Genomic DNA, 14,632 nt, shown 5'->3' on the forward strand with positions numbered 1-14,632 from the left:
CCTTGACTCATTGCGAGAGAGTTGCTATAATAAACTAACATATAGTAATAGGTTTAGTTATGGTATATAGTAATGATGATATTAGAGAGTTGTATCGAAAGATAGCTACAATTGTAAAATATGATGATAAGGGAACTGCTAGCCTTAAAGACTTGCAAAAGGAACCAAAGTGGAAAGAAATTGATTTTCAAAGTAAGTGTGAAGGAGACAATTCATTAGGAGACTTACTTCTAAAACATGCAACCGAAAATAACAACCCACGCGTTAAGGATCTTTTTCTTAGAAATGGGTTCAAGCTTTCTCAACAAGAACAAATAGCTGCAGCGATAAATGAGGAAGAAGAGGTACCTAATGTAGAAGAAAATAAAGCAGACAGCAATGAAGTAGATTCTAGTGACTTCATAAACCCTGGTATGACTGCTGAAGTACTTTATGAGCAACTAATACAAGGGAGAGAAACAAATCCGGCAATTTTTGACTTGTTTGCAAATGCTGTAAGAGAGTCCAATATTACCGGCGATCGTAGCGTATTTCTAGATGTTGTAAAATTGTTTACAGATTTAGATGCTGTAATCCATCTTACAGATACTGCTTCCAGGACTATATTGGATATAGCTGCAATAACAAAACAAGCTGACGTTGTTAAGGTACTTTTGGATAGTGGCAAATTTAATGAAGAAGAAAAATTGCATGCCTTGAATTCTGCTATTGTTCAAGGTAATGTCCAAGAAGTTGGGGCATTTTTAGGTTATGTAAATGCTGAAAGCAGACAAGCAGCTTTAGAGTTGGCTATGAATAATACACAAGAAGAAATTACTCAGGTACTTTTAAACTTTATTACACCAGAAACACCCAATGCAGAAGAAAATATAGTACCAGCACCTCCTATAGTAACAGAAGCAAATGCTAACCAACCTGTGTCAAGTAGTGTTAATGGCCAATCAAATCATAATAACAAAAATAAAACGCCTGTAATACCAGAGGAAACAAATACTAAGCAAACTGCCACACCAAATAATGATAATAAAGCTAACGGCTTTGTAGATGCTCAATTTTCTATGCCAAATGAAAAAGAAACTAAATATAAGGAAAATTTTTACACCTCATTGACAAAAGATGTTGTTGGAGTTGTTATTACAGGATTATTCATTACTGCTGCTGTGATGGTTCCATTTGTAGCTGGTGCAGTGGTTTGCGGTATTGTAGCTGCTTTAGTTGCAATAGTTACCGGGTGGCATATAAAAAGTTCTACGTTACCAAGTTATAGAGAAATGGAAGAAAATAAAGTTGAACACGTGAGTTCAGGTATACAAAAGGTGTGATTTAAGAGAAATCTTTGCCAAGCAGGATGTCATCCGAGTAGCTGACACTGGGATCTATAGCTAGCACAGCCCTACGTCATACCGCCGCGGATAGATTCCGCTAACAAGTAGCGGAATGACGAGTTTCACACTTATCAAATTGTAGGTAAACCTAAATTACTTTAGCTATAATTTACCCAACAAACTTAGATTTTATGCTAAATTGTGCTGCCACTAACTTTGCAACCGGTACTCTATAGGGTGAGCATGAAACATAATCCACCCCTGATTCGATGAGAAACTCTATAGATCTTGGATCTGCTCCATGCTCTCCACATATACCCAGTTTTATTTCTTTTCGGGTTTTTTTGCCTCTTTCAATGGCTATCTTGATTAACTCCCCTACCCCTTCGATGTCCAGCACTTCAAACGGGTCGTTTTCGAATATGTTGCTTTCCTTATAAGAATCGAGGAAATTAACTGAATCATCTCTTGAAAGTCCCATGGTTGTTTGCGTTAAATCATTAGTGCCAAAACTAAAAAACTCTGCATGTTTTGCTAACTTATCAGCAATCAGTGCCGCTCGTGGCAGTTCTATCATAGTGCCGATTGAATAAGCCTTGTCTGATGTCATTCCAGCGCGTGACGCTGGAATCTGCATCTGGATCCCAGCTGAGATGACAGAGGATTCTTTCTTTGCTAGCTCGTATATCAGAACAAACTCTTTCTCACTCATGATAAAAGGAATCATGATTTCAGGCTCCACTTCTATCTTCTTTTCTTTCTTTAATTCACTTGCAGCACTAAGTATTGCCCTAATCTGCATGCTATATATTTCAGGATGAGAAATGGCAAGTCTACAACCTCGATGGCCAAGCATTGGGTTCTTTTCTGATAACTGTGCTATTTTATTTTTTACTGACTCAACTGACTTACTAAGTGATTTGGCGATTTTTTCTATAGTAGACTGATTATTGGGTAAAAATTCATGCAAAGGCGGATCAAGCAACCGTATAGTGACCTCCCTGCCCTCCATAATAGAAAATATTTCTTTGAAATCAGACTTTTGCATTCCTTCCAGTTTAATGAGCGCATCTGCCCTTTCATTTTCATCGTCAGCTATTATCAACTTTTGAATGAATTCGATTCTATCACTAGCGAAAAACATATGTTCTGTGCGACATAAGCCTATACCTTCTGCACTGAATTCTTTTGCAATTTTTGCATCTTTTGGAGTATCAGCGTTCGCTCTCACTTTGATCGTTTTGATTTCATCTATCCAGTTAATTATCGTTTTGAATTCTTGCGATAATTCAGGTAAAATTGTAGGGAGAATGCCAAGCATAACCTCCCCTGTTCCTCCGTTGATGGTAATTGGTTCACCTTTATTTACTTTTGTATCCCCTACAGAAAAGAAAGTTCCATCTTTATCGATATAAAGTCCACTCACACTGCAAATGCATGGCTTACCCATTCCACGGGTTACAACAGCAGCATGCGAGGTCATCCCTCCACGTGCTGTTACTATGCCGCTTGCAGCATTCATTCCATTAATATCTTCAGGACTCGTTTCTGACCTTACTAAAATCACTTTTTTGCCCTGCTCTGCAGCTTTTTCAGCATCACTTGCACTAAACACTACATATCCGGAAGCAACCCCTGGAGAAGCCGGCAGTCCCTTCCCTATTACTTTCTGGTCACTCTTAACATCAAGAACTGGATGCAATAAATTGTCAAAAGTTTTTGGATCAATTCTCAATATTCCTTCTTCTTTTGTAATCGTTCCTTCGTTTACCATATCAACTATTATGCGAATAGCAGCTTCAGCCGTGCGCTTGCCAGACCTAGTCTGCAAAATCCATAACTTACCGTCCTGTACAGTAAATTCGATATCCTGCATGTCTTTATAATGCCTTTCAAGTTTTTCACATACTACGCATAATTCTCGGTAGACACTTGGCAGCAACTTCTCCATGGTGTTTTTTTGCTCTCCGTCAATTGGCATAGGAGTATAAACACCAGAAACCACATCCTCACCCTGAGCATTAACCAAAAACTCACCAAAAAGCTTTTTTTCTCCAGTTGAAGGGTTTCGTGTAAATATCACACCAGTTGCAGAATTATCATTTAAATTACCAAAAACCATTGCTTGCACGTTGACTGCTGTTCCAAGGTTTTCAGAAATATTATGTATTCTTCTATAGGAAACAGCCCTATCATTTTTCCAAGAGGCAAATACTGCATTAACTGAGTTTAACAATTGCTCTTCAACGTTCTGCGGAAAATGTTTTCCTGTTCTTTCATGTACTATCCTTTTGAAATTGCTAACAATTCTCTTTAAAACATCAACATCAAGATCAGCTAAGCTTTTTGCTCCACTCTTTTGCTGTTCATTATCAACAACATCTTGAAATAGGTGATGGTCAAGCTGTAGTACAACATTGGAGTACATCATAATGAAACGGCAGTAGCTATCATAAGCAAAACGTTCGCCACTTTTTTTTGCAAGCCCAACAACGGTTTCATCATTTAGACCAACATTTAAAATAGTATCAAGCATGCCCGGCATTGAGTTGACACTACCAGAGCGTATGGAAACTAATAAGGGGTTATTTAAATCCCCTAATTTACAACCGATGTCATTTTCGAGCATCGTCATGTAGTTTTTGATCTCGTTACGTAGGTCGTTAGACAATTCATTATCCTGACAGTAAGTCTGACAAACAGAGGTGGAAATTGTGAAACCAGGTGGAACAGGAATGCCAACATTGCACATTTCTGCTAAATTTGCTCCCTTCCCTCCCAGCAGATTTTTCATTTCTGCATTGCCTTCGCACTTGTTCTGGCTGAAGTAATGTATTAACTTTTCCCCCATCATTTTCTCCGGATTTTCACTGATAAACACATTGTACATATAGTTCCAATAAACCTGTGAGGACTTGAAACCTTAGGATAATAAATTTTACAAAATTTGGCAACAACGTTCCTTCTGGCAACATCAGTAAAGTTAACAAAAAAGATGACAAATTATTATCAATAAGAATATATAATATAAAGATACATTTAAAAATTTTTTTATGGCTCTTTATTTAAGAGATAGGGTCAATTTTTCTATGAGTAGCTACAATTTAAAGACCTTGCTTCATCAATGTAATGGAACAAAACCTTTTTAGTAAGTTCAAAACCTTCTAAAGTCTCTCCTTCGCATCTTGCTGTAATGCAGTTTTGCGTATTTGATACCCTAAGAAGCCACCAACCTTTATTATCGGTTACCTTAACACCATCAAGATCTGAAAATACAATATTTTGCTGCTCCAGTGTTTTCTTTATTGATTCAATTATTTGAAATTTTTTCTCATCTTTCACTATAATCTTTACTTCATGAGTGATATATAACTTCGGTAAATCCTCAATTACTTGAGATAGGCTTTGGTTTTTCTTAAGCAAAATGTCAACTGCTTTAACAGCAGAATATAGCCCATCATCAAAACCTAGCTCAGAAAAGAAGAAGTGCCCGCTTAATTCACCAGCAAACTTTGCCTCTTCCTCTACCATCTTCTTCTTAACTAGTGAGTGTCCAGTAGCGCAGGTAATAACTTGCCCTCCTAACTTACTAATAAAATCATGCACTTTCATACTCATTTTTACGTTGGCAATAACTTTGCTTTCTGGATATTCCTCCAACACTTCACGTGCAAAAATTATAAATAAATGGTCATTGGAAACAACATTGCCTTTATTATCAATTAAGCGCACCCTATCGCTATCGCCATCTAGCGCAATGCCAAGATCACATCCATATTCCTTCACAATGTCAATTAATTGAGCGAGATTTTTTTCCTCTATGGGATCTGGATCATGCAGTGGAAATGCCCCATCTATAGAGTTATTGGTTACGATATGCGTATGACCAGGCAAGATCTTTTCAATATACCTTATAATTCCACTTGCTGGACTATTTCCACAATCCCAGGCTATTTTTAATTTCTGTGTAGCATTATTCTTCACTGCACCTTTTAATATGCGAATGTACTCACCATATATATTTATGTTAATTAAGCTTCCAATTCTTGTACTGTTTTTAATTGGACTGCTTATAATTTCCTTCATTTCTTGATCTGAGAAGACTTTTTTATTACTAAAAAATTTAAAGCCATTATATTCGCTGGGGTTATGAGAGGCAGTTATTATGATACCAAGATCCGCCTGCGTGATTTGTGTTGCAGCGTAGAGCATAGGTGAAGAGCATAGTCCAACGCGTATAACATTTGCACCGGATAAAGTTAAGCCCCTAATTAATTCTCTTTCTATACCTGGTGAATCTATTCTGCTGTCGTAGCCGACACAAACACTAGCTACGGTTTGGCCAAACTTTCTACCTATCTCGTACCCATCATTAATCTGCAAATCTTTGCCTACTATACCTCTAATATCGTATTTTCTTATAATGGTATTGTCCATACTGCACTGCTTAAGGAGTAACTACTATATAACATAATGGACAAGTGTTCAAATTTCTTCTTTATTTACCCACATAATTAGTTGATTTTTTAATTAAAATTGTTAGTATTATAGTATATTTTCTAAAAATGTAAAATTATGCCATGGGAGAACGAAAATGTATTTATAGCTGAGGGTCAAAGTTTAAATGTAGATGAACAGCAGAAAAAGGATATTTTAGATGTGATTGAATCTTGTAGCAGCTTTCAAGAGACTATAAAACAATTGGAGGAAAAAAATTTAATCTGGTATTTTATTGGCCCTTTACGCAAAGATGAGAACATTACAGGATAGATAAATTTAAAGTGGGAAAAGGAGTTCCAAAAATTTGAGCAATCAATAAATGAAACACATAGAGAATTTGAAGCATCTTTACCAAATCAAAATTTCTTAGTGTATTCAACAAAAGATAATGACTTCAAAATTAGATTTGAAAATGAAGAAAAACCAATAGAAATTAGCAATATTTTAAGGGCCAGCAGTGAAGGTAAGGTTTATAACATATCTTTGGGGGAAGGTAGTCAAATAACCGCAAGCAAGAAAAATGGCAATGAGAGGCACTATGATTTTACTGGTTCAAGCTCATGTGAAATGACCATTAATTGGCAGGCTAAGGATTCTGAAGGTAACAGCATAGACTGTAGCATGACCGTAAAATTGGATTCTGGTGGTATACAGAGTGTTATTGGTAAGCCAAAATTTGGTGATTTAAAGTTCACATCAGAGGAAACAAAAGATAAAATATTAAAATTAGTTGAGCAGAATAAAGAAGTTTTTATCAATGGAAAAACTCTGCATCAAGCTTTTACTAAGAGTGTGGACGATCAGCAAATACCTGAGAAAGAAACATTTACAAAAGATCCACATATATCACCACAGTCACCTACACCAAGCAGCAGTGGGTATTCCTCTCCTAGAACACCTTCTTCACGTAGAAGTTCTATATCCACTAGCAGTGAATTTAGTGATGAAGATGAAATATTTGAGGATGATATGTCTGGTGATGAAGAAGAGTATGAGCAAGAAGGATTAAAAGATAAAGTAGATGAAATTATAAACGAAATTGAGGAATTAAAGGAAGGAAAAGAAACATTTGCTCAATATTTTGCAGCGCAGGCAAAGCAGTTTGAGGATCTAAGATTAGAACGTGACTCCTTAAAATCCACACTTGCGGAATTTGAAGAGAGTTATAAAGAAAAGGAAGACATGTTACAAGAAGAGTTGAAGTCTGTTAAAGAGAGTCTAGAGCAACTACAGAACATATTACAGCAGGAAAAAGGTCAGGCAACTCAAACTGAAGTTGAATATGAAAGTAGAGGAACAAGCATGCAGCAGCAAGACCAAGGTATACAAGCTGTAAACAACAACTCAAGCAGAACAGCTAGTGGGTTAAGACAAGAAAACAAAAAATTGACTAGAGACAAACTAACTATATCTGAACAATTAAAACAAAAAATAAGAGAGATTGACGAGTTAAAGAAAAATTTAAAGCAATTACAAGAAGAAAATAAACAACTAAAACAAGAAGTTACTAAAAATGCAGGAGTTGATGCATCATCTTCAACAGACCAAAGAGAGGCTAAAGAAGCAGAAGCTATACCGCAAAACATTATGGATTGGCCTGTTCCAATTCCAGACGATAAACCGGAAGAGCAGAAAACTCCATTAGAGCCAATCAAGGTAAATACAGAATTATCAGATCCAAAATCAATCCCTGCTGAGGTTTCGGAAAAATCTCCTCCTCTTCCAAAAGGATGAGTTTTTGCTTCTATTGTTAACTATAGCTAAGACGTCATACCGCCGCAGCCACTAACGAGTAGCGGAATGACGGTTGTCAGCCAAGTGACCTTACCCAGAAAAAGTGGAGAGAAAGTTGAGAATGTTTTTTTATAAAAAGAATGATGAATCAAAAAGTTCAGGAATGCAATAGTTATAGCTCTTTTCATAGAAGTCCGGATGTGATAAGATAAGGATAGATGATGATAAGGAGGTTGAGTGCCAGCAGCATATAGTTATGACTTAAGGAAAAAAGCAATGGAAGCGCTAGACGAGGGAGAAAGCAGAGAAACAGTGGCAGCAAGATTTAAAATTGGACGAACTACTTTATGGGAGTGGCAGCAAAGAAGAAAAGAAACAGGAGACTTTCAATCAAAAAAACTTGGAAATGGAGGTTACAATCACAAAATTACCGACTGGGATGCCTTTGCTAAATTTGCTAGAGAAAACGGAGGAAAGACTCTGTCGGAAATGGCTAGACTTTGGGGCAACGTTAGTATCCAAACGATCCACCAAGCTCTCAGAAAAATTGGATTTACGCGCAAAAAAAGACATATGGATACAAGGAAAGGAACGAAGAAAAACGTGCTGAATTCTTAAAAATTATAGCAACAAAAGAACCAGAAAACTTAGTTCATATAGATGAGTCTGGCATTGATAACACAGAGGACTATCCATATCCAGAAAGGACAGCGGTTTTATGCCCTAAAATCTGAAAAGAAAACTCAACGAATCAGTATGGTTGCAGCCTTAAGTAGAAGAAAGATAGTGAACCTTTGAAGGCCACTGTAATATGGATGTTTTTAATGGATGGTTTGAGCAATTTTTGACACCGATCTTGGAACCTGGACAGACTGTCACTCTTGACAATGCTACTTTTCATAAGTCTGGTAAGATTATCGAGCTTGCTAGAGGAGTTGGTGCAGAAATTCTGTATCTGCCGCCGTATTCTCCAGATTTCAACAAAATTGAGCATCATTGGTTTGCTATAAAAAACAGAGCTAGGAAAAACATTCCTCTATTCAAATCTTTTCGTCATGCTGTTGATTCTGCTTTCCTATGATACGTTCGGACTATTATGAGATATGCTATAACTTTAAAATCATAGAAAATACTGTCGTAAAAGGAAGTTTTCTTGTTCGTGTGAAACTCAACACAATGGATTCTCTGAAAAGCTTTCGAGTATATTATATTTTTAATTTGTAGAATAAGATTTTTTCCTTTCTGCATGTTTCGTCTAAAAAGGACACATTTTAAACTTTTTTATAGAAACAACAGCGTTTTTTTTCACTCTTTAGATAATTTAATGCGAAAAAATTTAGAGAGAAATTTTACACACTATCGCTTATATTTTTCCTTAAGTTGACGCCATTGCGTGAACGGTTACGTTTTAACAGAGTAGCTTCTCAATGAAGAGGTTCTGAGGAAAAGTGTATGAATATCTGCTTTAACAATAAAACGGGTTTGGTGTCATTTCAGTACTCCTCTCTTATAATTCACGTATTTAAGAATGACTTCTGCTAAACCTTTACTAATTCCATGTACGTTTTGAATTTCAGCCAGAGAAGCTTTGCTTATATTTTTCACTGAACCAAAATAAGACATCAACGCTTTTTTTCTTTTGTTGCCAATGCCGGGTATTTTGCTTAATTGTGAAACTATAAACTGTTTATCGCGTTTTTTTCTATGTGAAGTTATCGCAAAGCGGTGGGCTTCATTACGCAGCGATTGTAAGTAAAGCATGACTTTGCTGTCATTTACCAGACTGAATTCTTCCCTGCCCAGCATATAAAATCTTTCATTTCCTGCGTTACGATCAGGACCTTTTGCCATACAAGCAAAAGGAACGTTTATATTCAATACTTCCAGTACATTCTGTACTATGGAAACATGTCCTGGTCCACCATCAATCAGTAAAAAATCAGGTATTATGCCTTTTATATTGCCGGAGAAACGTCTGGTTAGCACTTCCCTCATCATTTTATAGTCATCGCCTGAAAATTTTTCCTTTATAGTAAATTTTCTGTACTCACTTTTTAAAAAACCCTCCTGCCCTGCAATAACCATTACACCAATTTGTTGGTTTCCAAATATATGGCTATTGTCATAAACCTCAATACGCTTTGGAATGTTTGGTAACAAGAAGATTTTGCTAAGCTCTTCAAGCTTTTCTAGGTTATTTCTATAATCGATAAGCTTCTGCTCTAAGCTATGCTGAGAGTTATCATAAACAAATTTCAATAAATCACGCTCTTTTTTATTCTTTGCATGCAGAACTTTTACTGGCTTTTGAGCAACCTTATATAGTGCTTGTTCTATAATTTCCTTATCCACAATAGAATCTGGAACGTAAATTTGTATTGGAGGTATGTTAGCTGAATTATAAAAATTGACCAAAAAGGTGGATAAAATTTCATCATTTGAGTGATCACCACAGTTCTCGGCAAAGTAAGGAGTGCTGCCGTAGTTGTCTTTATTTCTGAACGATAACACACTAATACACGCTAGATCCTCTTCACGTACAATACTGAAGAAATCTGCATCTTTTTCAAAAGAAAAATCCGTGTGCTGTATTTGAATTTGCTCAAGAAACTTTACCCGATCTCTATATATAGCAGCAAGCTCATAGTTTTCTTCACTGCTGCACTTTCTCATTGTGAAAAGTAACTGTTCTTTCACTTCCTTATTTCTTCCAAGCAATGTATTTCGTGCCTGTTTTACTGATTGGCAGTAGTCGTCTTTTGTGATTTTGTTTATGCATGGTGCTGAGCAGCGCTTAATTTGATACTCAATACATGGTCTTTTTGTTGAGGAAAAGTATTGATCTGAACATACTCTCAAGAGAAAAGCTCTTTGCAATGATAATATAGTTTGCTTAACAGCAGCGGCAGATGTAAAGGGACCATAATAATGAAACTCATTCTTCTTAAATTTGCCTCTATATTTCGCTATTCTTGGATAATCGTGCTTGGAAATTGTTATATAAGGATAATATTTTCCATCCTTAAGCACAATATTATAAGGTGGCTTCAACGATTTTATTAACTGTGCTTCAAGAAGCAGTGCTTCGATTTCATTCTCAGTGATGAATATTTCAACCTTAATAACCTGTGAGAGCATAACTCTAATTCGTTCAGAAAGGTTTTCGAATTGAAGGTAGTCGGATAACCTCGACTTCAAGTTTTTTGCTTTACCAATGTATAAAATCTTATTCTTATCTCCAACCATCTTATACACGCCACAGGACTGTGGAGATGATTTGATTTGTTCTTTATATTGCCTGAGCATTTATCCATTGCTTAACCTGTATGAGGTTAAAATCTGCTACTAAATGAAAGACGGAAACTACATTTTCAAGCAAAGATAATCTGTTTCTTCTCAGCTTATCAGAATCACAGTTAATCTTTACACTGTCCATAAACTGATTGATAAACGGAGCAAAACCAGCAAGTTCATCAAGCGCTGCATTAAAGTGGTTATTTTTTATTGCTTGTTTTATGTTTTTACAAGCAGTTATAGCACAATTTGATAGCGCAATTTCTTCATTTTCAATCAAAAATCTCTTACCGTAAGATGCACTATAAGTAGTGCCATCACTTTTCCTTACTTTGCTCATCATGTTACTGACTCTTTTGTAAGTGCTTAGAATCTGTTCACCTTCTGGCGTACTAAGATAACGATCCAATATAACAGTTTGCTTTTCTGCTGTCAGCAGATCATTAATATCGATTTTATATAGTATTGAATCTACGACATCTTGCCTTATATCTCTATTTTTTAAAATAACCTTGAATCTTTCTAAGCAGAATCTAAATACTAGTTCTGAAATTTGTTTTCTATTTGGCTTATCAACTGACGTTGTATTTTTATTAAATAGAAGCCTTGAATATAAAGATACTGACTTGTCTATCATTAGCCTAATTGGAATATGCAAATTATTTTCAAGTATTGTCCTAATTATACCAATTGTCATTCTCCGCAAACCAAACTGATCATACGAACCAGAGATTTTCTCACCTGCTGCAATTAAACCAACTAAGCTATCCACTTTGTCTGCAATTGACACAGCAAGTGCTGAAGGGGATTTAGGACATTCCTGCTCTGGCCCGATTGGCTTATAGTGTTCAGTTATAGCTTCCACTATTTCTTTATCTTCGTGAAAATAAGAAGCATAATATCCACCCATTACTCCTTGTAATTCTGGAAACTCTCTTACTATCGATGTTGCCAAATCAGCTTTTGCCAAATATGCAGCACGTTCAACTTTTATCAGCGAAGCATGTGGAATAAATATAGCTATATACTTTGACAGAGCCGTAATACGCTTTACCTTTTCCCCCACGCTGCCAAGTGAAGCATGAAATAATATCGAACCTAATTTTTTGACATAATAATCTAGATTTTCCTTTTTATCTTGAGATATTAAAAATTGGGCATCAGCAAGACGTGCTTCTAATATTCTTTCGTGCCCTTTAACAACTTTATCATTGTTGACATTAACAACAGTAACAAAATATGAAATTCTTGGCCCATCACTCAAAGCAAGGTATTTTTGTTGTGTATTAATTATACTAAGTATTACTTCTTTTGGTAATCCGAATGATTTTTCCTGACTCACTTTACCAAATAGTACAATTGGCCATTCTATAAGCCCTGTCAATTCATTTAGTAAATAATCATTTTTCTCAAGTTGTAAATTCTGCTCTTTTGTGAATTTATTAATCTGATCTAGTATAAATTGCTTTCTTTTGTCCATTTGGAGAATTACACTGTTTTTTTCTAGCAATTCAAAATAGTCTTTAGGTGCTTTAACAGTTAACGCTGTACCACTTGAGAGAAATCGATGGCCATATGTTGTGTTAGATGCTGTGATCCCTGCAAAAGACACAGGTATTATTTCATCATTTAAAATGCATAAAATGTTTTTAATTGGCCTAACCCACCTTTCTTTTCCTTCGCCCCATCTCATACTTTTTGGCCAAGAGAAATTTTTTAATATTTCTCCTAGTTGATTTTTAAGAAACTCTTGAATGTTAAATGAGCAGCTTTCTCTTTTAATGGAGTAAAAATCCTCATTATTTACTTTTCGAACGAGCAAATCTTCTTCATTTTTCTGATATTTTCTTAAAAAACCTTCGATAGCACTTTTTGGTGCGTTAATGTTTGGTCCCTTAACTTCGTTATTGGAATCCTTTAGCTCCAAAGCATTTATGTTGTCGACAAATAGGGTAATGCGACGTGCCGTTACAAAAACCTCTATAGATGCAAATCTTAAATTGTTTTTATTAAAAGCACTGGTAATATAACTCTTAACTTGAACTGCAGCTGAATTCTGCATTCTCGGTGGTATTTCTTCTGAAAGGCACTCAAATAATAACTGCAACGACATACGCTATTTACTCATGTACAATTCACAACATTTTTTTGTCAGCTCTCTAACTCTACCAATATGCGCTGTACGTTCATTTACACCAAGCACACCTCTTGCATCAAGCAGATTAAGTAGGTGACTAGTTTTAATACATTGGTCATAAGCTGCCATTGGTAGCTCCTTTTCAATAAGGAACTTACACAATTTTTCCGTATCTTCGAATTGCTGCTGTACCACTTTAGTATCATAATAATCTAACGCTAGATAAGAAAATTCATATTCTCTTTGTTTAAAAATATCTCCGTAAGTTACACCATTATCGTTCCAAATTATATCGTAAACATTATCTACACCTTGTATGCACATTGCTAAACGTTCCAACCCATATGCCACCTCACCAGGAATCATCTTGCAGTCAATCCCTCCAACTTGCTGTATATAAGTAAGCTGTGTTACTTCCATTCCATTGTATGTAACTTCCCATCCAAGTCCTGATGCACCAACACTTGGATTTTCCCAATCATCTTCAACAAACTTAATATCATATTTTTCTGTAGATATGCCAAGAGCTTTTAAGCTATCTAAATAGACGTCTTGTAAATTATTACCAGACGGTTTTATTATAACTTGGTATTGATGATGTTGATACAAGCGATTAGGGTTATCGCCATAGCGACCATCTGCTGGCCTAATTACTGGTTGTAGATATGCAATTTTTGTCAATTTTGTATCAATTGCAGACATAATTGTTGCAGGATGTAATGTGCCAGCACCAACTTCAGATGTGTATGAGTGAAGTATAACACATCCTTCACTAGCCCAAAAATCTTGTAACTCTTTTATTATACTTTGTAAGTTCACACAAATTGCACACTTTTTATACTAAATATATAAATAAATCAGTACTATTCAATATTTATTTTTTTTGCAGCACTATGTAAATAATCACCTAAAACTGCTGAACTTTCCCTCACATACTGAATTATGCTTTTATTTAGGACAATTGCATCATGCATAGTTAAATCGCAGAATATAAATGCTGTTAAATACAGTAAGATCACCGCATAAAATGTGTGAAAAATCCCCTCTAATGTAATTGACATTGCATTATTATAGCTGAGCTGTATTGAACTTATTGGCCATGGTTTTATCACTTCTACGACATTAAAAAATACGTAAGGTATCATAAGAAAAAAGAAAAAGTGCATAAAATCATTAAACCAAAATGGGCATTGAAACATCTGCTTACATATACTCCCATAGAGTTTACTTACAGCATAATAAATTGACATTATTGCTGGCGTTGAAAGTGCTACAGTCAGTACTTGCCCTGACGCTATTTGTATTACTATGTCTTCACCACTGTTTGCTGAAGGGTCCTGAGCATGAAAAATAAATATTCCAATTAATTGCATTACTAACATAACTATTGCCAATTTTGTAAAAATAGCAGCTACAACTATTCCTGAATTTGGCATTTTATATAGTAAATATTCGCCTCCATATGTAAAAATCAATATAACATCGACAATAAATAATATTAAAAAAGAAGACCAATAGTTCTGCCAACCTGGTAAATATCCTATTCCCAAAAAAGAGCTTACTGTTTTGGCAGGAAAAACCTTGCCCAGCACTTTTCCCAAAAATTCAAAAAAAATCCCCATGCCCTAAGTAACACTTGGTT

The 14,632-nt window shown here is 35.6% G+C and carries 9 protein-coding genes and 2 pseudogenes; 4 read left to right on the forward strand and 7 right to left on the reverse strand.

Features of this window, described 5'->3' with window-relative positions:
• Window positions 1-59 precede the first annotated feature (59 nt).
• Window positions 60-1,322 (forward strand): ankyrin repeat domain-containing protein, encoded by a 1,263-nt coding sequence (locus OPR48_RS05030; protein WP_265025682.1) that lies wholly within the window; start codon window positions 60-62, stop codon window positions 1,320-1,322.
• Window positions 1,323-1,494: 172 nt separating this feature from the next.
• On the opposite strand, the gene ppdK is transcribed toward OPR48_RS05030, so the two are convergent.
• Window positions 1,495-4,176, reverse strand: coding sequence for a pyruvate, phosphate dikinase (ppdK, locus tag OPR48_RS05035; RefSeq protein ID WP_265026634.1), 2,682 nt, complete (start codon window positions 4,174-4,176; stop codon window positions 1,495-1,497).
• Window positions 4,177-4,412: 236 nt separating this feature from the next.
• A complete protein-coding gene (locus tag OPR48_RS05040) occupies window positions 4,413-5,762 on the reverse strand; it encodes a phosphomannomutase/phosphoglucomutase (RefSeq protein WP_265025683.1) in 1,350 nt (449 codons plus the stop codon).
• A 138-nt stretch (window positions 5,763-5,900) separates the two neighbouring features.
• Here OPR48_RS05040 and OPR48_RS05045 point away from each other — a divergent pair, with 138 nt between their 5' ends.
• The 3 genes and pseudogenes from OPR48_RS05045 (at window position 5,901) to OPR48_RS05055 (ending at window position 8,640) form a co-directional block, all read left to right on the forward strand.
• A complete protein-coding gene (locus tag OPR48_RS05045) occupies window positions 5,901-6,095 on the forward strand; it encodes a hypothetical protein (protein WP_265025684.1) in 195 nt (64 codons plus the stop codon).
• Between the two features lie 99 nt (window positions 6,096-6,194).
• The gene (locus OPR48_RS05050) at window positions 6,195-7,559 is read left to right on the forward strand and encodes a coiled-coil domain-containing protein (protein WP_265025685.1); all 1,365 of its coding nucleotides are present in this window, start codon (window positions 6,195-6,197) and stop codon (window positions 7,557-7,559) included.
• Between the two features lie 237 nt (window positions 7,560-7,796).
• Window positions 7,797-8,640, forward strand: a pseudogene (locus OPR48_RS05055) (IS630 family transposase).
• Between the two features lie 28 nt (window positions 8,641-8,668).
• Here the strand turns inward: OPR48_RS05055 and OPR48_RS05060 are convergent.
• The 5 genes and pseudogenes from OPR48_RS05060 to OPR48_RS05080 form a co-directional block, all read right to left on the reverse strand.
• A pseudogene (locus OPR48_RS05060) lies at window positions 8,669-8,807 on the reverse strand (IS4-like element ISWosp8 family transposase); the annotation flags it as partial.
• Between the two features lie 240 nt (window positions 8,808-9,047).
• Window positions 9,048-10,865 (reverse strand): excinuclease ABC subunit UvrC, encoded by a 1,818-nt coding sequence (uvrC, locus tag OPR48_RS05065; protein ID WP_265025686.1) that lies wholly within the window; start codon window positions 10,863-10,865, stop codon window positions 9,048-9,050.
• Window positions 10,849-12,966 (reverse strand): glycine--tRNA ligase subunit beta, encoded by a 2,118-nt coding sequence (gene glyS / locus OPR48_RS05070; protein ID WP_265025687.1) that lies wholly within the window; start codon window positions 12,964-12,966, stop codon window positions 10,849-10,851. The genes uvrC and glyS overlap by 17 nt, the downstream gene beginning before the upstream one ends.
• A gap of 3 nt (window positions 12,967-12,969) precedes the next feature.
• Complete coding sequence (locus OPR48_RS05075; protein WP_265025688.1) at window positions 12,970-13,809, reverse strand: glycine--tRNA ligase subunit alpha; 840 nt, start codon at window positions 13,807-13,809, stop codon at window positions 12,970-12,972.
• A 44-nt stretch (window positions 13,810-13,853) separates the two neighbouring features.
• Window positions 13,854-14,612 (reverse strand): phosphatidylglycerophosphatase, encoded by a 759-nt coding sequence (locus OPR48_RS05080; protein ID WP_265025689.1) that lies wholly within the window; start codon window positions 14,610-14,612, stop codon window positions 13,854-13,856.
• Window positions 14,613-14,632: the final 20 nt, after the last annotated feature.

Origin of the sequence: Wolbachia endosymbiont (group A) of Bibio marci, assembly GCF_947251645.1 — a bacterium.
Classification (GTDB): Bacteria; Pseudomonadota; Alphaproteobacteria; order Rickettsiales; family Anaplasmataceae; genus Wolbachia.